Origin of the sequence: Streptomyces sp. NPDC000983, from assembly GCF_040299205.1 — a bacterium.
Taxonomy (GTDB): Bacteria; Actinomycetota; Actinomycetes; order Streptomycetales; family Streptomycetaceae; genus Streptomyces.
In genome coordinates this window covers 1-17,047 of the sequence record NZ_JBEPBM010000075.1, presented here as the reverse complement: position 1 = coordinate 17,047, position 17,047 = coordinate 1, and the positions used below count along the sequence as shown (strand labels likewise).

Below are 17,047 nucleotides of genomic sequence, written 5' to 3'. Positions count from 1 at the left end.
CATCGCACCGGACCGGAGACGAACGGACACTGATCACCTCAACAGGCCCCGACTACACGAACCATCCGAGTGTCCTGAACCGTCGGCGACGCCGTACCGGGAATCTCAAGATCCCCGACAGAGTCGCTCGTTCACTGAAGGGGTTGGCATCCATCGCCCCGCACTACCGCCTGGATGGAGGTCGAATCGGCGGCTGGCCAAAGGAAGAATCCGAAATCATCGCCGGGAGGCACCTCTGCCTCGGTTGGCAGATCACCCCCTTCCTTAATTACTAGAATTTCAGGTGCGACTCCGCCAATCGACCGCGAGAAGATCACGACCGAAATTGCTTCAGTCATTATGGCCGAAGCAATTGCAGGCACGAGGTTTCGCCGTGAGGCCCACTGAACGTTTGTGTCAAGATATGCCGTAACTGAGGAGTATGGTCGAACAGATCTGGCAATTGTCGAGAAATCCCCATCGAAAATTGGATGCCATCGGTAGCCACAGCACCCTTCCGCCCAGCGCTCAAGGATTGCAGTTGCGCCTCGCGATAGCCTGATGCTGTGCGCCACCTCCTCCCAGAATTCTCCATCTGCTGGACGGGAAACCACCGTTGTTGCGTCGCTTTCTTCTTCGCCGCAAGCCACAGAAACCAAATGCAACCCTAGACGTTTCACCTCCTCCAGACAGTCCACCGCATCCGGTTGGATCTCTACCGAGATGTAAAAGTCAGTCTCGACCGCCACTCGCAGGACATCTCCACTTTCCAAAGTGCAAGAAATCAAACCATGACGGAGCATCCGCCTAAGTAGCCTGAGGGCAGTGTGCCGCTCAACAGAACGGCCCTCATAAGCGGCACCAAGCCAGGGTGGCGGAGGCTCGTTGAGAACTAGGTTTCTCAACTTAAACCTGTCCGCCTGCATCGCGTCGGCTAGAGATTCCACGGCGGAGATGTACAAATCCTCCACTCGCTGATACTCGGCAGCCGTCAGCACTTCGCCATTGAAAGACTTGCCGACATCTTCAAAGGAGGACCAGTCGGAAATCCGGCCACTACGCCTGGACTCGTCATATTTGGAGACAAGGAAACAAAGGGTCATGGGCGAAGCCATTTCAGTCCACCGAACTCGTCTAGCTCGTAAGAACCGCTCCGGAGCGTACTCCTGGTTGTCTGGAGCGACTCAACGGTAGGACCGGCCTTGAAAAGGCCACCCCCATGTCCAGTCATATCTTGAGTCACATACCTCTCCGACGCCGGCGCCTTCTTATTCTCCCAAATCTTCGTCGCCCCTCGACCTGCCGACTTATTCTTGGTCTCCTTGTAACCAAGGCGAGCAAGAACCTGGTTGGACTGAGCCCTGGTTAGAATCGGCCCTTCGCAGTCACTGTTGTGAACGAGTACTGGAGTCTCGCCCGCCAGCACATAGTACGTGTGCAGGTCGTCGACCGTCAGGTTGTACGTGCGCGCATGCCTGCTGAAAGTCCGGTTCCCAGTGACGATGACGGTGTCGCCCTCGTCGGTGAGGAGGGTCATACCTGTTGCGAGATCGGCCGCGTTTACCCAGCGCCGTTCCGATGGGGACCAGAAGGGGTGCTCGTGGGTGGCCTTGAGTTTCTCTATACCGTTCGCTGTCGCGATGAACAGCTCGTTGAAGTGCTTGTCATCTTCGGTGACGATGAGCCGGGTGACCCTTCGGGGGCCTGATTCCCCGGTCTCCGGGTCGGTGGCCAGGACTTCGTCGCCGATCTTGATGTCCTCGATGTCCTTAGTCCGGCCGTTGGCCAGAAGGACATCAGTACCAGCAAGAAAACACTTCGCACATCCGGCCCTCTTGGAGGAGCCGCGGCCAGCAATACGACCATTTCCGCTGACCATGCCACTCTCTGCAGCGGCTACCAGTGCATCCGCGGGGCTGGCCCAGTGGTCTCCGCAGTCCCAGCTCGCCTTACAGGAATACAGCATTCCCTTCATGCGATTCCAGGAATCAGGGTCCGATCCATCCGCACGCGGGGCCATGCAGTAATAGTCCTGGCTAGGACTCGCATCACATACATAGGAAGCCCAGTCATTGAATTCTGCCGCGACTTCGTCAAGGTGGGGGTTGTCTGCGGGCATGTAGACTTCCGGATATAGCCGGACATGCCACTCGCCGTCGATTTTCACGAGATTGTTTGCGTCGTCGTTTGCGGCGGCGGGGAGTTCTCCGACGTAGTCTGCCCCGCTGATCGTCTCCTGACCTACACCACCAGCGTTCGGAGGTGCGACCGTCACGTACTCCTTCTCGCCGCCATTCGCTCCTGTTCCACCGATGGGATATCCGATTCCACAGATGTCCGCGCGGCACAGGCCAGAGGGATCTCCGAAGGTTACGGGACTGTTGCTGGAGTATGCATATCCGTTCATCTGTAGCGGGTCGCTGATCACGATGATCGGATCTGCCGACAGAAACCTTCCGGAATTCTGGTCGTATTCGCGGGCTCCTATGTGGGTCAGTCCTGTATCCGCGTCGTCGATGCCGACTCCGAGGTAGCTGCGCTTGTTCGGCCACGATGCAGGGCTTGTTCCGCGGGTCTCGCCGAAGGGCTTGAACTCGCGACGGGTGACGGTCTGGCCGGTGGCCATTTCGACTGTGGTGTTGGCGGTGCCGAGGTGGTCGGTGAGGAGGATGCTGAGTTTGTGGGCAGTGTTGGAGCCGTTTGTCGTGGTGCGGGTGACCGCGGGGGCACCGGCTTGGGTGTAGGTACGGGACGCCTTGGTGATGGTGCCGGTGGTGTTGGTGGTCAGCTCTGTTTCGCCGAGGTACAGGGTGGAGCCAGCCGGGGAGTTTTCCAGGATGCGGTTGCCGCCGGCGTCGTAGACGTAGGTGGTTCTGGTGCCGTCGTCGGTAATGGAGCCGAGTTTGTTCTCGGGCGTCCAGTCGAGGTTTTGGGTGGTGTTGTGCAGGTCGCGGACTTCGGTGTTGCCTGTCGCGTCGTAGGTGTAGGAGCTGCCCTTGCCTTCGGCTGTTGAAGTGATCCACGTCATGGTGTGGGGCTGGGTCTGGTACGACGGAGCGGTGCCGTTGCCGGTGACAGTCTTTCCGTGACCGTAGGTGGAGGTGACGTTCTTCGTGGGGTCGGTGATGTCGCGTTCGGTCAGGGTGGCGCGGTTGCCGAGCCAGTCGTAGGTGAAGGACTGACGGTAGGCCGTGTCGCCGGTGGAGAGGGAGGCCGTGTCGGGGGCGGCTGCGGCGAGGGTCGTCGACAGTGAGGTGTCGGGGGTGGCGGCGTCGCTCAACTCGTCGGGTGCGTCAGTGACCGGCCCTGTTGAGGGCGCGTGGTCCGTGCGGTGGCCCCAGGTGGCGCCGTTGGCGGATTTGCAACCGGTGCCCTTGCCGTCGGGGGCGGTCTGCGACGTCCATGCGTGGGTGAGTTCGCCCATGACGTCGTAGGTGAAGCACTGGGTGTCCCACGTCTTTCCGGTCGTCTCCGTCAGCTCGCGGGCGTTGGAGGTGATGGTGCCGGAGAGGTCGTAGGAGTAGTAGCTGTCGGTGATGCGGTGGGTGGCGGTCTCGCGGTCGGTGATGGTGCGCTGGAGGCTGCCGGTGTGGGGGTTGACGAAGTTGGTTGTCCAGACGCGGTGGGGCTGGGCGCCGGAGACGGTGCGCAGGACTTCGCCGTAGGGCGAGTAGGTGGCGTCGGCGGTGTACCAGGTCAGGCCGGAGGTCGATTCGGGCAGGCCGTCGTTGTTGTAGCGGGTGACGACCTTTTCGCTGGCCAGGCCGCCCTTGGCGGGGAGGGTGACGGACTGCGGCAGGCCGGTGGGGGTGTAGGCGTAGGCGTAGGTGCCGGACAGGCCGGTGGTCATCGCGTTCGCGGGGATGACGGTTTCGCTGCCGGTGATGCGGTATTCGGCGTCGTAGCCGGTGACGCGGTTGATGTAGTCGCCGTCCGGGGTGTGCCGGATGGAGGCGGTCGGCTGGCCTAGTGCGCCGGAGATGTCGGTGTCGTAGGTGTATTCCTTGGACGGGTTGGCGGTGGCGGAGCCGTGGCGTATGTATCGGACGCGGCTGAGGACGTCGTACTCGGTGAACGTCTCCTTCTGGCGGGCGTCCTTGGTGTAGTTGGGGCGGTCCGCGTCGTCGTAGCCGGTGGTGGTGGTGCCGGTGTCGGGGTCCGTGGAGGAGGTGACCCGGCCGCGTGCGTCGTAGAGGTAGGTCCAGGCGTTGCCTGCGGGGTCGGTGACCTTGCTGCGGTTGCCGCGGGCGTCGTACTCGTAGGTCGTGCTGCGGCCGGTGTCGCCGCTGTCCCGGCTGTAGTGCTTGATGGAGGTGACGCGGCCCAGGGCGTCGACATTCGTACGGGTCCGGGGTGTTGTGGAACCGGGAGGGTTGACTTCTGTGTAGGTGTCACTGTGGGTGGTGTAGGTGGCGTACTTGTAGTTGCCGCCGTGGTAGACGGAGGCGCGGTACTGGCGTTCGAGGCCGTCGTAGCGGTATTTGACGGAGCTGGGTACCAGCGCCAGCGACTGAGGCTGGAACATGGTGGTGCTCGGGTCGCCCTTGGCGAGGTAGCCGCTGGTCTTCTCCCAGACGAGGCCGTGGTCGTTGTAGTGGGTGTCCATGACGATCCGGCCGGGCCCGTGGGCCTCGGTTTGAGTCTGGACCTCGCGCTGCAGGCCGTCGTAGAGGGCGATGCTGGTGGCGTAGGAGCCGTCGTCCTTGAGGGTCTGCAGGGTGACCGAGGCGGGCCGGTTGGTCTTGGAAGTGACCGTGGCCGCCTGGTAGGAAATCTGCACGCTCGGCGACTGGCCTGCAGTCGACCGGGACGGGGCCCAGCCCTTTACGAGGCGGCCCAGAGCGTCGTATTCGCTGCGTGTGAGGCGGCCGTTGGGGTCGGTGACAGTGAGCGGCAGGCTACGGCCGGGGTCCAGGGTCGCGATGGTGCTGTGGCCCTTGGCGTTGATCGACTTCACCTGGGTGAGCGGGCCGCCCTCGTCACCAGGCGTGTACTGCGTTTCGGTCGTTCCGGCCCCGGGGGTTGTGACGCTGCGGACCCGGCCGAGGGGGTCGTGGCTGGTGGTCGTCACGTGGGTGTGGGCGGTGCCGGCGCCGTTGATGCCTGCAGCCGAGGTGAGGAACCCTTTGGTGGGGGTGGCACCGTAGGTGAGGTTGTCGTAGGTGTATTGCACCGACGATTTCAGCTGGGTCGCCGGGTCCGCGGTGGCCTGGGCTGCGCAGCTGGTTCCGGTGACACGGACCTGCTTGGGCAGACCGATCAGCCAGTCAGCGGTGTTGTGCAGGTGAGACGCCATCCGCTTATCGATGGCGGGGCTGGTCTGGTCGAACAGGGTTCCTGTTCGGGTGATCGCGCGAGGGCCGGCGCATGACAGCAGGGCCTCTTGGTAGGTCGGGGGTGCGAACCAAACCGATCACCAGGAGGCCCTGTTGCCGCAGTCTTTCGCGCTCACCTGTGTGGAGTCCAACTCGCCGTCCCTGTCGTGTGACTGCCTCGCGCACAGGTTCGGCAACGCGGCCGACGGGCCGGAGCGCGTGCGGTGTTACGGCTCGGACATGACGGACGCGGAATGGCAGCTCATCCGGGCGGTACTGCCGGTGCCCGCGTGGCTTGAAGGACGGGGCGGCCGGCCGGAGAGCTATTGCCACCGTGTGATGCTGGATGCCGTCCGCTACGTGGTCGACAACGGCGTCAAGTGGGCCAATCTGCCTGTGGACTTCCCGCCGTACCGGCGTGTGCATGCGTTCGCCCGCCGCTGGCAGGTGACGGGTCTGCTCGCCGAGCTCCACGACCGGCTGCGCGACCGCGTGCGGGACAAGGAGAGCCGCTCACCGGACCCGACGGCCGCGATCGTGGACTCGCAGTCACTGCGGGCAGCGGCGAACATCCCGCGCTCCACGTCCGGCTGGGACGGCGGAAAGAAGGTGGGTGGCCGCAAGCGGCACCTAGTGGTGGACTGCCTCGGCCTGGTCCTGGCCGTCGCGGTGACCGCGGCGAGCGTGCAGGACCGCGACGCCGCCGCCCCGCTGCTTGAGCGGCTGCGACAGATGTACTTCTCCATCCGCCTGGTGTGGGCGGACGGCGGCTATGCCGGACGGCTGGTCGACTGGGCAGCCGAGAACCTCCACCTCACCCTGGAGATCGTCAGACGCACCGACGACACCACGGGCTTCGTGGTGCTGCCGCGCAGGTGGGTGGTGGAAAGAACGCTCAGCTGGCTGATGCGTTCGCGCCGCCTGGTCCGCGACTACGAGACCCTGCCCGTCATGCACGAGGCCATGGTGCTGTGGTCGATGACGATGCTCATGAGCGGCCGCCTGGCCGGACGCCGCCCCGGTGCCTTCAGCCGGCCGGCACCACGAGCGCGGTGAACACTCCCGGCCGCGCCTGCCGAGCCCACCCCCGCTCCACCAGGCGTTTCGCCTTCGACCGCAGCCCCTCGACCTTCGCTGGGACCACCTGAAGCCCCAGAGCCCTGGCCAGCTGCTGACAGCGCATGCCCTCCCGGCCCGCTTCCGACTCCAGCACCGACACGATCCGCTGGTAGTCCAGCGCCAGGACCGACACCGTCATGCCGTCGGTCCGGTGGGGCACCACCGAGCCGGCCACTGAACCCCGCTGCGGCTCCGCGACCACGGAAGGCGGCTCGGCCAGCACCTCGGCCACCGTTGCACGGGCATCCACCAGCCGCTGAAGAGCCCGTTCCGCCTCGCCGAGCGCGGCCTGCACCCGCTCGGCCTCCTCCTGCAACAGTGCGATTTCTTCTCGCACCTTCTTCTCCCGGGCCTCCAGCAGACCGAGCACCGACGGCACCAGCCACCTCCACGAGCAACGCGAGCGAACGAACCGTCCGCATCTCTCCCGCCGCCGGCCGGAGTTCATGCCCACCCAGCCCGAACCAAACGAACACGTTCGGAAAGCGGATGGCGTCTGAGATCCTCATGGCAGGACCGTGTGGCCCGCTATGAGGCGGCAGGATGCCGCTAGGAATCAGGGTTGCATGGCAGTCAATATCGTGCGGAGGAGATATATGAGCGACGGGGTGACCTGGCTCCCCGAGTCTTTTAGCGAAGGCTTCTGCGTGGCCTTTTGTGAAGGAGTAAGCCTTGAAGACTTTATACTCAGGCTCGGGGGAAATATAGACCGCTCTCTGATGCTTACAAGAGAACAAGTGGAGGCTATCGACCTAGCCAGCCGATATCCGGAGATGAACGAGTTGGAGTCCTATGACCTCAACGAAGATGAGTTGAGAGATACGGCTTTCATGCACCCTGATGCCGAGATAATTCGCATGGGATGCATCAGCGGATGGGCATATGCAATCCAGTCGTTCGGGTCGTACCTTTCAAGTCCGGTGACGGCGCGGCAAGCGTCCCGCGACACTCGCTATATATCGTTTGGACAGACGGTAAATATGGCGGCATGGGTGCAATACGCGGTTGATGGCGAGCTGGTTAACTCGTTCGATCCGCTGCATCCCGTGGGGGGATCCAGCGAGGGAATCCGGGTCGAAGGGCTGGAAGACTCTCATGACCCGGCATTCAGTGTGTTGACGCAGATGGAGGAGCGGTTTCACCTGGAGATCCCGCGGAGTACAGACATTCAGCCGATGATGACCGTCTGTGTTGGCCGGTAGAGAGTTTTCCGGTGGGTTTGCCGCTCACGGCAAGCCCACCGGAAACTTCTATCCGACGCAGTTGCAATATTCTGGCCACGACATGGCATCTACCCAGAACGCATCACCGTCGAGCATTCGTTGACTGGGGAAAAAGCGGCCGAGATCTCCCCCGATTCCTTCGTTGTCCACCTTTGGCATGCTGGCCCTGGCGCAGGGGGCAGAGCCGCTCACGCCGTGGGAGAGCATGGTGTGGTTCCGCCTGGGCTCGAAGTCGGCGTACCCCGGCGACGCCACGAACTGTTTGCAGTTGGTGCCCCTGCCGAGGGTGCCCGGGATGACGCTCGTTGCCCCGCCTTCCTTGCTTCGAGCAAAGGGGTACTCGTCGCACTGGATCTCATGGGCGCCGTTGAATCTGTCCTCGATCACAAATGTGCGGTCGCACACCCTGTTCCGGTTCGTCTGGGCCCTTTGGGTGTCGGCCTCGCGATGCAAAGGCAGACCGCTACCGTCGCTCTCCTCGCGCCCGGGATGGGTCTCTATATATGCCTGCGCATCGTCTATGTAGTCGCTCCCCGCAGGATACTTCAGGTAGTTCACGACAAACGTAGGAGTGTAGGCCGGAACGATGCAGCCGATGACTGTGCCTATTTCCTTGTCACAGCGCACCTCCCAGGCACTGGACTCGTTGATGCCCCAGTTGTGGCTTTCCTTATGCCCCCCGTAGGAAACGGTGACCGTGTACGCCAGCATCATCGTGGCGTTGCCGACCGGTTCGGCCCACACGCGGTTCCAGGTCCCTTCGAGCTCGGACAGGATGGTGACGGGTACCGGTCCACTCCAAGGTGCCTCGCCCTGCTGACACTGGGACGTGGGAGCGCACTCCGCATCGACCTCAAGCGAAAAACCCCCTGCAAGCACGCCAGAAGCGCCCTGCACCTGCATATAGAAGTCCTCGTGAAACGATCCGGGGAGAGGCAAAGGCTTACCGTCCACCTCCCGCGTGTTGATTTCCTGCTTTACGGTCAGGAATGCAACGCCCAGCGGCGCTCCCGTCTGGGTATTGAGGACCGTTACCCGGAGCATCTGACTCTCACAGATGGACACCCGAGTAACATAAACCGTGCCCATGTCCTTGCCGTCACACCACACGACTCCGCCAGCGGCAGCGGACTCTGTCGAATTGAGGCGGCTACGGCTACGGCTTTCCGTAGCGTCTACCAGTTCGACACACATCGCCTTTCTCTCACCGCTGCCGGCAGCCTCACGCCGCACTTTTTCGCAGCTCTTTTGGTCCTTGACGTTGGCCTTCTTCTGCACGGCACGCGGCCCGTTAAGGGTTTTCTCCCTTTCCTTATGCAGGCCTGCAGATGACGTGCTGACCGATGCAGCACTGCCGGAAGGGGTTGCTGTGGCCGCAGTCATCCCACCCATGACCGTGACCACCGCCGCAAGTGCCACGAACCCTCGCCTGAATCGCAAAATCATCCTCCGAGTTGACGGAATTGCAATGAATTGAGGCCGCATCTAACTCGTTGGGGCTTTGGCGCGAACTCCTGCGGGAATCCAATCACGCGGCCGTGAAAGAGGTCAACAAAAAACAGGAACCCGAGCGATCAAGCCATTGAGAGAATGGCCTAATTGGCAATTGCGAGAATTCAGTGCAGGCGCCAGCGAACGCCCCTGCCCCCCGCTCCAGGACGATGTGAAAAGGGGTGGCCGTTGATGGTGTTGGAGGGTGCATCACTGCGCCTGCTGCACGAGGGACGGTGGGTGGTGAGCAGGGCGTGGATCGGTGGGCTGACGGGTGCATCGGCTGCAACGCTTGCTCGCTGGTACGCCGAGCGTCATACGCGGCCGGAGGGGTGTCGTCATCCCGAGGTCGTGCACACGGTGAAGCGGACGTACTCCTTCGATCAACAGGCCGTGGAGGCGTTCTGGACCACCTGGCAGGAGGACGTCGGCGCGGGGCGGTTGGGTCGGGCCGGCCGTAAGCCGGGGACCCCGGCGAGCATCGACCGCAGCCGGCGGGACCAGGCGGTGAGTGTGGCGCTGGCCGCGCTGCGCGCCGAGAGCGGGTACCGACGCGGCCTCGCCGCGCGCCTGGCCCGTGAGCACGGCGGAGTGCCCCGCAGCTGGCAGCGCGCAGTCAACGACGCCCGCGCCCTGCACGAAGCGGGAGACGCCGGCACCGCATCCTGAGGGCTGGAGCAGGCGCACACCATGTCAGGGGAAGGACCGCTTTGACCTCCCCAGGCTTCGGCGGTCCTTCCCCTGCAGACGCCCTCCGACTACCCGGATGATCGGCGGTCATGCCCGGTCGGCTTGCCATGACCGCACGGCAGCCGCGAGGTGCTCTTGAAGCACTTCCGGCATCGGCTTCCCGGTCGCGGCCGAGGTGATTGCCTCGGCGACGTCCCGCAGTTTGATATTGGCGTGCTGGGAGACCGTCACCAGGATCTCCCACGCCTCCTCCGGCTGACAGGCGAGGCCCGCAATCAGCACCCCACGGGCCATGTCGATGACCGGCCGGCTCTCCATCGCATGCTTGAGCTGCTCTCTTTCCTCCAGCAGCTCCACAACCTCATCCCTCGGCGAGCCGCCCTCGCCCGCACTCTCCCCTGCACCGCTTTCACGACCACGGAAAGGGTGAGCTGATCGAACGCGATCACGCCGGACCGGGCGCTGGGGAGGCCGCATACCAACCCCCTGCCCCAAACACCCACCAGCACACCGTGCGGCAAACAAAGTCCCCCTACCCGGACGATCGCTACCGACCGGACAAGAAGCCGCCGTAGCTCAGACACTGGCATGGAGCCATCCCTGCGCAGGCGGCCCTTGCGTGCGATGCGCCGCGCGGAGGCGGCTGCCGACGCGCACCAGACACGATGCCGCCCGATCCCCCGGCCGCTCGCTCCCGTACGCCCGCCCATCCCTTCCTTCCCCTTTTTCCTTGTTGGTTGGGTGCCGGGGGTGTGCAGAGGGGGATGTCGGGCTGCCAACCACGCTTGGAACCGCATGGTGAGCTGCGGGTATGCGGCAGGGGTCCTTTCGGCTGCGGACAGTTGTCGGCGGGGTTGTGGGCCAGGTTGTCGGGCCGGTTTACGGCAGGGTTGTCGAGTCGTGTCCCTGGTCGGCCTCTGGTGGTCGGTGGTCTGGTCGGCGCTGGCTGATGCGCTGTCTTCCTGAGCGCGGCGTCGCCTTCCTGTGGCGCCTCGAGGAAGGCGAGGGGGCGGCTGGTGTTGGAGGCGGAGGCGGGCAGTGGTGACGGGCTGGCGTTGGCGGTGCTGGCGCAGTATCGGATGGCTACGACCGAGCAGATGCACTTGTTGATTGCGCCGGGGGCTCGGATCGAGCAGACCCGACGACGGCTGATGAGGCTCCGCGCTGATGGGCTGGTGGACCGGATCACGTTGCCGCGGGCTGGTCGGCGGCGGGTGTGGTGGCCGACCGCTTTTGGGGTGCAGGTTGCGTTCGAGCGGCCGGAGCTGCGCGGCCGGCGGCCGCCGCGGCTGGTAGCCGACCCGGCTGCTGCGCGGGTGCGGGTGGGGCACGCGCTGACCGTCACCGAGACCGGACTCGCTTTCCTCCAGGACGCACGCCGTCACGGGGACACCTGTCGCCCCTTGGACTGGATCCCGGAAGTCCATCATTCCCTGGGGGCGGGCGAGGCGGTCATTCCCGACGCGCTGCTGTACTACCAGCGCGGGAAACGGGGGCGGGGGGCGATGTTCCGGGCGTTCGTAGAAATCGACCGCGCGACCATGGGACCCGAACGCCTCGCCGCGAAGATCGGCGCCTACGCACGCCTCCACAACCACATACCGGCACTGCCAGTCGGTCGCCGCAGGCCCGCTGTGGGGCAGTGGCCGGTGGAGGCCGAGGAGGGGTGGCGACGCCTCTACCCGCTCTTCCCGAGGGTGTTGTTCGTCCTCGACGGCACCGGCCCCAGAGGGGTCGAGAACCGTGTCAGAGCCCTGCACGCGGCGGCCAGTGAACCCGCCCTCGCGGTCTTCCTGCGCACCGTTCCCGTACTCGTGGCTCCCCTCGTCGACATCCTGCGCAACGGGCCGTCAGAGCCTGTCTGGCGGCCCGTCCACGAACCCGACAGCCGCATCGCGTGGACCGCATCCGCGGCCGGCTTCGCCGCGCAGTGAGCAGGCTGCTGCGCAGCCGTTGGTAGCGTAGCGGCGGCTGCGCAGTGACCGGCCCTGATGGGTGCGCAGGGGTGGCCGGCTGCCGGATGCGCACCCCGACCATGGGCCCGACCACACCTGGTCACAGCCGTATTGCGCAGCCGATGGGCTGGGCAGGCGGCGCCCCATGGGAGGTCCTCAGCGCTTTCGGCCTCGGGACTGATAGGCCCTCATGCTCAAGAGCCGCATACTCGCCTTAGCTTTAGGGGCGGTCCAGCCGAGGGTCTGTTTCATGAGTACATCAACCCGCCTCGGGCAGAGCGCTGCTATTGGGGTTTCGGAGACGGCGGGTTCACGTCGGTGTCGGGCGGGGGCGCCGGCTTGAGCGGCGGCGTGCGGAGGTTCCGTTCGATGCTCTCGCTGGTTCGCATTATGGTGGTCTCGGCTGGAGGCGCAGGCCACGCGATGATGAGGTAGTCCTCTACCGGTTCCGTGCTCACCCCATCGAAGTTGAGCGCACGACCGCGCGCGTGCACGCGGACTCGGTACCAGGCGGGTCCTGCGGGACTGAGCATGGCGGAATCGTCCGCGAGGGGGCCGTATTCAAGCGACTCCACCGAGAGCTTGCCGGCTGGGGCATGCACACTGGCCTCGACGATTTCCTCCCAGCCGTCTGCTGGTTGACCTGGTGTGTCGGCGTGCGGCCCCTGGATTGTCACCCGTATACGGCCCGTGTTGATACCGGTGCCGATCAGAGCTCCCTCGCTCATGGGAGCGACGAAGCCGTTGGACCAGTCCGCTGAGTGGGCAGGAATTTCCCCTGCGTCCAGAAGGCCGAACAGGCCCTCGTTGACGTACACCTCGTGCGTGACGGCGGCCACGATGGCTCCCTTCCCGTGAAGTGCCTTGTGAGCATGGCTGCATCCTGCGGCGGGAAAATTCTTGCACTGGCTTTGTTCACGAGAACGGGGTTCTGGCACAGATCTTGGGGAGCCGTCGCGGAGGGTGACAGTGCCGTTCGATTCAAGGGTGGTCACGAGCCCGGCTGTCCGGCTCGAACACTCACCTCGTAGCCTCCGCGTATGACTGCTGATCCGTTCCCTTGTCGCTGCGTCCTCTGTCATGACTACGGTGACCGAGACGAAGCGGACCGCATGGATCTGACGATCATCGAGAATGTGCAGCGGCACGGATGGCACGTCGTGATGGTTCCCGAGGACGACATCGGTCCTGGATTCGCCTACACGATCGGCCTCGTGCACACTCACGGCGCACCTGAGCTCGCCATGTTCGGACTCGATATCCACGTCATGCACCGCATTCTCAACAGGCTCGGAGAGAAGGCCGCCGCAGGCGCTGTACTGGCTGACAGCCAGAGACATCCTCACGTTGTCGACGGTCACCAAGTCGCGCTCAGGCAGGTCGATCTCCGCTGGTACCGGACCTTCTTCGGACAGGCCATCGGGTTCTTCCGGCGACCTCCTTTCCCCATGCTGCAAGTCGCGTGGCCCGACGCGGATGACCGATTTCATTGGGACGAGCAGGCTGAGGAGAGGCATCGGGAGTCACAGCCTCAATTGTGGCTGCCACCGCGTGAGCACCCTGTCGGGATCTGGACGACCGAACTATGACCCGAACCGGCCAGCAACCGAGCAACACCATTGTGAGAAGCTACTGGAGCAAGATCATTTTGCGGAGCAGTTCGAATCCGGCGCGGCCGTAGAGCTGCCGCTTGATCTTCTTGATGCGGTTGACGGCTCCCTCGATGCTGCCGGAGCTCCAGTCGAGAGTGAGCCCAGCGGTCACAGCGTCGATGTCTCGGAGCAGGTGGAGTGCGAAGCCGGTGAGGCCAGGTAGCTGGCTGGCGTCGACTGCGTCGATCCAGGTGGGGAGTGTGGAGCCGAGGCGGTCGGTGAGTATCTCGCCGAAGTCGCGGACGTGTCCGGCGGCCTTGTCCAGTTCGGGGCAGCGGGCCAGGACCTCCTTCAGGCCGGCCCTGTCTTCCTCGGTCAGGGTCGCGGGGTGCCGGGTGAGCCAGCCGGTCACCTGCCGCACCGACGGTGGCCGCGGTGCCGCGCCGGACGGAGCCCTGCGGAGGGTAGCGATGTGGGCGCGGACCATCTGGTAGGTGACGGGCGCGTTGGCGGCAATGAGTTCGGTGTGGAGGTGGGTGACGCTGGTGCATCCTTCGGCGAATCGGCGCTCCAGGTAGGGCTTGTAGGGGGCCAGCCTGCTGGGACGGGGCCGGTTCTCGCGGATGGTGTCCTGCCAGCGGGCGGCGTTTGCGTACCGGAGGACGGTGTTGAGGCCCCAGCCCAGATGTCGGGCTATCGCCCGGCGTGAGTGACCCTGGGCCAGGAGCTCGTGAACCAGGGCGTGTGCCGCCTTCTTGCGCTCGGCGCGTCGGCCGACGGGCTCCGAGTCGTCCTGCGGTCGACCGGAAGCAAGTCGGGTGGCCTCCGGCAGTGTGCCGCTGGCCGACGGGCTGCGCAGGCAGTCGCGGTGGGAAGCGACGCAGGTCTCCACTGCTCGGCCGAGACCCTGCCACAGATGGAAGCGGTCAGCGATCTGCAGGGCATCGGGTGCGCCGCGCCGGGCACCCTCGGCGTAGGCGCCGGCCCGGTCCCGGCAGATGATCTCCACGCCGGGGTGACGGATCAGCCACGCGGCCAGCGGCCCGGCTTCACGCGTCGGGAGCACGTCGACCACGCGATGGTCTTCGACGCTGGTCAAGACGGTGGAGTAGGTCTGACCGCGGCGGATCGCGAAGTCGTCCACGCCCAGCACTCGCGGCGTGCTGAACTGCGGATCAGGCAGCGCCATGACCCTGCGCAATAAGGTCATCCTTCCCGCGCCGAAGCCCAGCTGGGCAGCCAGCCGGGCGCCCGCCCGCCCGGCCAGCGCGAGCCCCACCCGCTCCAGGGCGTGGCTGAGCCGCGTGGTGAACCGTGCGTACGGGGCGGCCAACCGCGAGAACGGCTCGGCGAATGTGCGACGCGGACAGTCCGCCGCCCCACAGATGAAACGCCGGACCGCCAACCGGATCACGAAGCCCTGCTCAGCGAGCGGAAGATCCTTCAACCTGCGCTGATAGCGGTCGTGCACCCGGTCCGAGAAGCAGCCGCAGTCCGGACACGCCGCCCCGGCCACCCGGCCTCTCGCCACCACCTCGACCGTGCCGAACGCGGCCGACACCGCCTCGACATCCACGTCGTCGATCCCGTCGAACACGAGCGAGTCCCAGAACGATGCATCGGTCAGCATGACCAGCACCATCACGGTCCACAGCCGACCACGGCAGACACGACCACCAACATGACGGGGCGTCAATTTCGGAGGGCGGGCGGCCAGGCGTACGCGGTCTCACGCGACCCAGTCCCTCACAATCGAACACCAAGGTGACGCTCCGCGACCGCTCCCCAAGATCTGTGCCAGAACCGAGAGATGACGGCACGTGTCCGGGCCCGATGAAGGCTGGTCGATCTCGCGGGGCTGGCGATCGGTAGGTCGTGCTGTCGAACGTTGAGTTGCCTGTTCGAAGGGGTGGGGCCGGGGTGGAAGAAGCAGAGATCACGATCAAGCTCACCCGCGACGAAGCGACGATCCTGTCGGACTGGTTGGAACGGTTGCAGATGACCGACCTGAGCAACACGGTCGACGATCCAGCCGCATGGGCGCCGATTCATCGGATCGCCGGCCAGCTGGACAAGTTGCTGCCCGCGCTGTTCTTCCCTGACTATGACGTGCGGCTGGAGGAGGCCCGGCGCCGCCTGCGTCCGCTCGATGACGACGGCTCTGAAGACTGAGCCGATCGAATCTCGCGACCGGACAGCACCGCCCGCGAATACCAACCGGCCCGCCGCCCGTCAGGGCGGCAGGCCGTCAGGGCGGCAGGCCGTCAGGGCGGCAGGCCGTCAGGGCGGCAGGCCGTCGAGTCAGGTAGCGGCAGATGTCAGCCGGCCTTGGCGGGCTCCTCGGCTCGGGCTCGGGTGCTGGCGAGGCGGTAGGAGTCGGTGCCGGTCTCGATGATGGTGCCGTTGAAGGTGAGCCGGTCGACGATGGCCGCGCAGAGGCGGGGGTCCGTGAACGTCTTCGTCCAGCCATCTGGGGCTGGCACTTGTTCCCTCACAAGTGTTGCCGCTGCCACCTGGCCGTATCCCGTTCCTGGGGTCCTCGTTGGTTCTCGCGGTGGCACCCAGGTTTTCAAGGTGCTGCCTTGACCGTTCAGGTGCGAGGAAGGTGTGCCGGTGGCCGAGGCGAGACTCCAGGTCATCGCGGGTGGGGGCATCCCGCAAGAACCCCTGTCAACGGACCCGTGGCAGTTCCAGGCCGCGTGCGTCGACGCGTTCGTCGCCTCGTGGCGGGCCCGCGGGTTCAGCCCGGTGACCATCGACAACGACATCGGCCTGCTGGAACGGGCCCTGGCCGCGCTGGGCCGGCCCGCGTGGGAGGTGACACCCGAGGACATCGACCGGGTGGTCGGCGACCTGGCGGTGAAGGGTCGTGCGACGTCGACCCGGCGCGAGTACGTGCAGATCTTCAAGAGGTTTCACCGGTTCCTGCAGGCCCGCAAGGCGGCCGAGATCGAGGCCGCATTCGGCGCCCGTCTGGTCTGCCCGGTCGACGAGTTCAATGCCTCCCGGCATGTCGGTGACGACTCGCCGACCCTGCTGCCGCCACCGACACCGGAGCGGGTGACGGAGTTCTTCGACTTCATGAAGCGGCGGATCGCCACCGCCCGGAAGTACGGACCCGCTGCCCGGGACTATGCGATGTTCCGGACGCTGTATCACGCCGGGCTCCGCTCGGAGGAGGCATCGCTGCTGGAGAGGCCGGACCCGCACTTCACCCGAGGCCCGTTCGGCAAGCTCCACGTCCGCTTCGGCAAGGGAGCTCACACGTCCGGGCCGCGGCCTCGGTGGGTGCCCATGCTCGATGGGCTGGACCTGGTTCTGCGATGGTTCCTGGAAGACGTGCGGCCCAAGTTCCCCGACTCACCGGTGCTCTTCGCCGACGAGTCCGGCGGCAGCCTGCACCGCGGGACCATCCGCAACCGGCTGCGCTATCTGATGGAACTCGAAGGACGCCCGGCAGCCGAGAGGTTCAGCCCGCATGCCCTGAGAAGAGCCTGCGCGACCCACAACTACGAACGCGGCGTCGATCTCGTCGCGATCCAGCAGATGCTCGGTCACTGGACAGTCAGCTCGACCATGCGTTATGTCCGGCCCTCCGCGACCTTCATTGAGGACGCCTATCAACGCGCTGTCGCCAGCACGCTGGCCGAGCTGACCGGGAAGGACACCACGGCATGAAGATC

The 17,047-nt window shown here is 65.1% G+C and carries 14 protein-coding genes and 2 pseudogenes; 7 read left to right on the top strand and 9 right to left on the bottom strand.

What is annotated here, in order from left to right; all coding sequences use genetic code 11:
* Positions 1-131: 131 nt before the first annotated feature.
* From ABT296_RS37190 to ABT296_RS37180, 3 genes and pseudogenes are all read right to left on the bottom strand, one after another.
* Complete coding sequence (locus tag ABT296_RS37190; RefSeq protein ID WP_351934345.1) at positions 132-1,094, bottom strand: hypothetical protein; 963 nt, start codon at positions 1,092-1,094, stop codon at positions 132-134.
* Positions 1,079-1,351: a toxin C-terminal domain-containing protein gene (locus ABT296_RS37185; RefSeq protein WP_502977422.1), complete on the bottom strand. Its 273-nt coding sequence runs from the start codon at positions 1,349-1,351 to the stop codon at positions 1,079-1,081. Before ABT296_RS37185 ends, ABT296_RS37190 begins: the two co-directional genes overlap by 16 nt.
* A gap of 9 nt (positions 1,352-1,360) precedes the next feature.
* Positions 1,361-5,269, bottom strand: a pseudogene (locus ABT296_RS37180) (polymorphic toxin-type HINT domain-containing protein); the annotation flags it as partial.
* Between the two features lie 139 nt (positions 5,270-5,408).
* Between ABT296_RS37180 and ABT296_RS37175 the strand changes: the two are divergent.
* Positions 5,409-6,350 carry an IS5 family transposase gene (locus ABT296_RS37175; protein ID WP_351934343.1) on the top strand — a complete coding sequence of 314 codons (942 nt, stop codon included), beginning with the start codon at positions 5,409-5,411 and terminating at the stop codon, positions 6,348-6,350.
* Here the strand turns inward: ABT296_RS37175 and ABT296_RS37170 are convergent.
* Complete coding sequence (locus tag ABT296_RS37170; RefSeq protein ID WP_351934341.1) at positions 6,322-6,792, bottom strand: hypothetical protein; 471 nt, start codon at positions 6,790-6,792, stop codon at positions 6,322-6,324. The two genes, ABT296_RS37175 and ABT296_RS37170, sit on opposite strands and share 29 nt — an antisense overlap.
* A 187-nt stretch (positions 6,793-6,979) precedes the next feature.
* Between ABT296_RS37170 and ABT296_RS37165 the strand changes: the two genes are divergently transcribed.
* Positions 6,980-7,615 (top strand): DUF6461 domain-containing protein, encoded by a 636-nt coding sequence (locus tag ABT296_RS37165; RefSeq protein WP_351934339.1) that lies wholly within the window; start codon positions 6,980-6,982, stop codon positions 7,613-7,615.
* Positions 7,616-7,663: 48 nt separating this feature from the next.
* On the opposite strand, the gene ABT296_RS37160 is transcribed toward ABT296_RS37165, so the two are convergent.
* Positions 7,664-9,055 (bottom strand): NucA/NucB deoxyribonuclease domain-containing protein, encoded by a 1,392-nt coding sequence (locus ABT296_RS37160; protein WP_351934337.1) that lies wholly within the window; start codon positions 9,053-9,055, stop codon positions 7,664-7,666.
* A gap of 423 nt (positions 9,056-9,478) precedes the next feature.
* On the opposite strand from ABT296_RS37160, the gene ABT296_RS37155 reads away from it, so the two are divergent.
* On the top strand, positions 9,479-9,796 hold the full coding sequence (locus tag ABT296_RS37155; RefSeq protein ID WP_351934336.1) for a hypothetical protein: 318 nt from the start codon (positions 9,479-9,481) through the stop codon (positions 9,794-9,796).
* Positions 9,797-9,904: 108 nt separating this feature from the next.
* Here ABT296_RS37155 and ABT296_RS37150 read toward each other — a convergent pair whose 3' ends face one another.
* Positions 9,905-10,174, bottom strand: a complete 270-nt coding sequence (locus ABT296_RS37150; RefSeq protein WP_351934335.1) for an ANTAR domain-containing protein — start codon at positions 10,172-10,174, stop codon at positions 9,905-9,907.
* 659 nt (positions 10,175-10,833) lie between these two features.
* On the opposite strand from ABT296_RS37150, the gene ABT296_RS37145 reads away from it, so the two are divergent.
* Positions 10,834-11,751 (top strand): replication-relaxation family protein, encoded by a 918-nt coding sequence (locus ABT296_RS37145; protein ID WP_351934334.1) that lies wholly within the window; start codon positions 10,834-10,836, stop codon positions 11,749-11,751.
* Between the two features lie 305 nt (positions 11,752-12,056).
* On the opposite strand, the gene ABT296_RS37140 is transcribed toward ABT296_RS37145, so the two are convergent.
* On the bottom strand, positions 12,057-12,611 hold the full coding sequence (locus ABT296_RS37140) for a hypothetical protein (RefSeq protein WP_351934332.1): 555 nt from the start codon (positions 12,609-12,611) through the stop codon (positions 12,057-12,059).
* A 273-nt stretch (positions 12,612-12,884) separates the two neighbouring features.
* Here ABT296_RS37140 and ABT296_RS37135 point away from each other — a divergent pair, with 273 nt between their 5' ends.
* Positions 12,885-13,361: a DUF4262 domain-containing protein gene (locus ABT296_RS37135; RefSeq protein ID WP_351934330.1), complete on the top strand. Its 477-nt coding sequence runs from the start codon at positions 12,885-12,887 to the stop codon at positions 13,359-13,361.
* 40 nt (positions 13,362-13,401) lie between these two features.
* Here the strand turns inward: ABT296_RS37135 and ABT296_RS37130 are convergent, their stop codons facing one another.
* Complete coding sequence (locus ABT296_RS37130) at positions 13,402-15,006, bottom strand: ISL3 family transposase (RefSeq protein WP_351934347.1); 1,605 nt, start codon at positions 15,004-15,006, stop codon at positions 13,402-13,404.
* A gap of 278 nt (positions 15,007-15,284) precedes the next feature.
* Here ABT296_RS37130 and ABT296_RS37125 point away from each other — a divergent pair, with 278 nt between their 5' ends.
* The gene (locus tag ABT296_RS37125) at positions 15,285-15,536 is read left to right on the top strand and encodes a hypothetical protein (RefSeq protein ID WP_351934328.1); all 252 of its coding nucleotides are present in this window, start codon (positions 15,285-15,287) and stop codon (positions 15,534-15,536) included.
* A gap of 146 nt (positions 15,537-15,682) precedes the next feature.
* On the opposite strand, the pseudogene ABT296_RS37120 reads toward ABT296_RS37125, so the two are convergent.
* Positions 15,683-15,832: pseudogene (locus ABT296_RS37120) on the bottom strand (ATP-binding protein); the annotation flags it as partial.
* Positions 15,833-15,971: 139 nt separating this feature from the next.
* Between ABT296_RS37120 and ABT296_RS37115 the strand changes: the two are divergent.
* A complete protein-coding gene (locus ABT296_RS37115; RefSeq protein ID WP_351934326.1) occupies positions 15,972-17,042 on the top strand; it encodes a tyrosine-type recombinase/integrase in 1,071 nt (356 codons plus the stop codon).
* Positions 17,043-17,047: the final 5 nt, after the last annotated feature.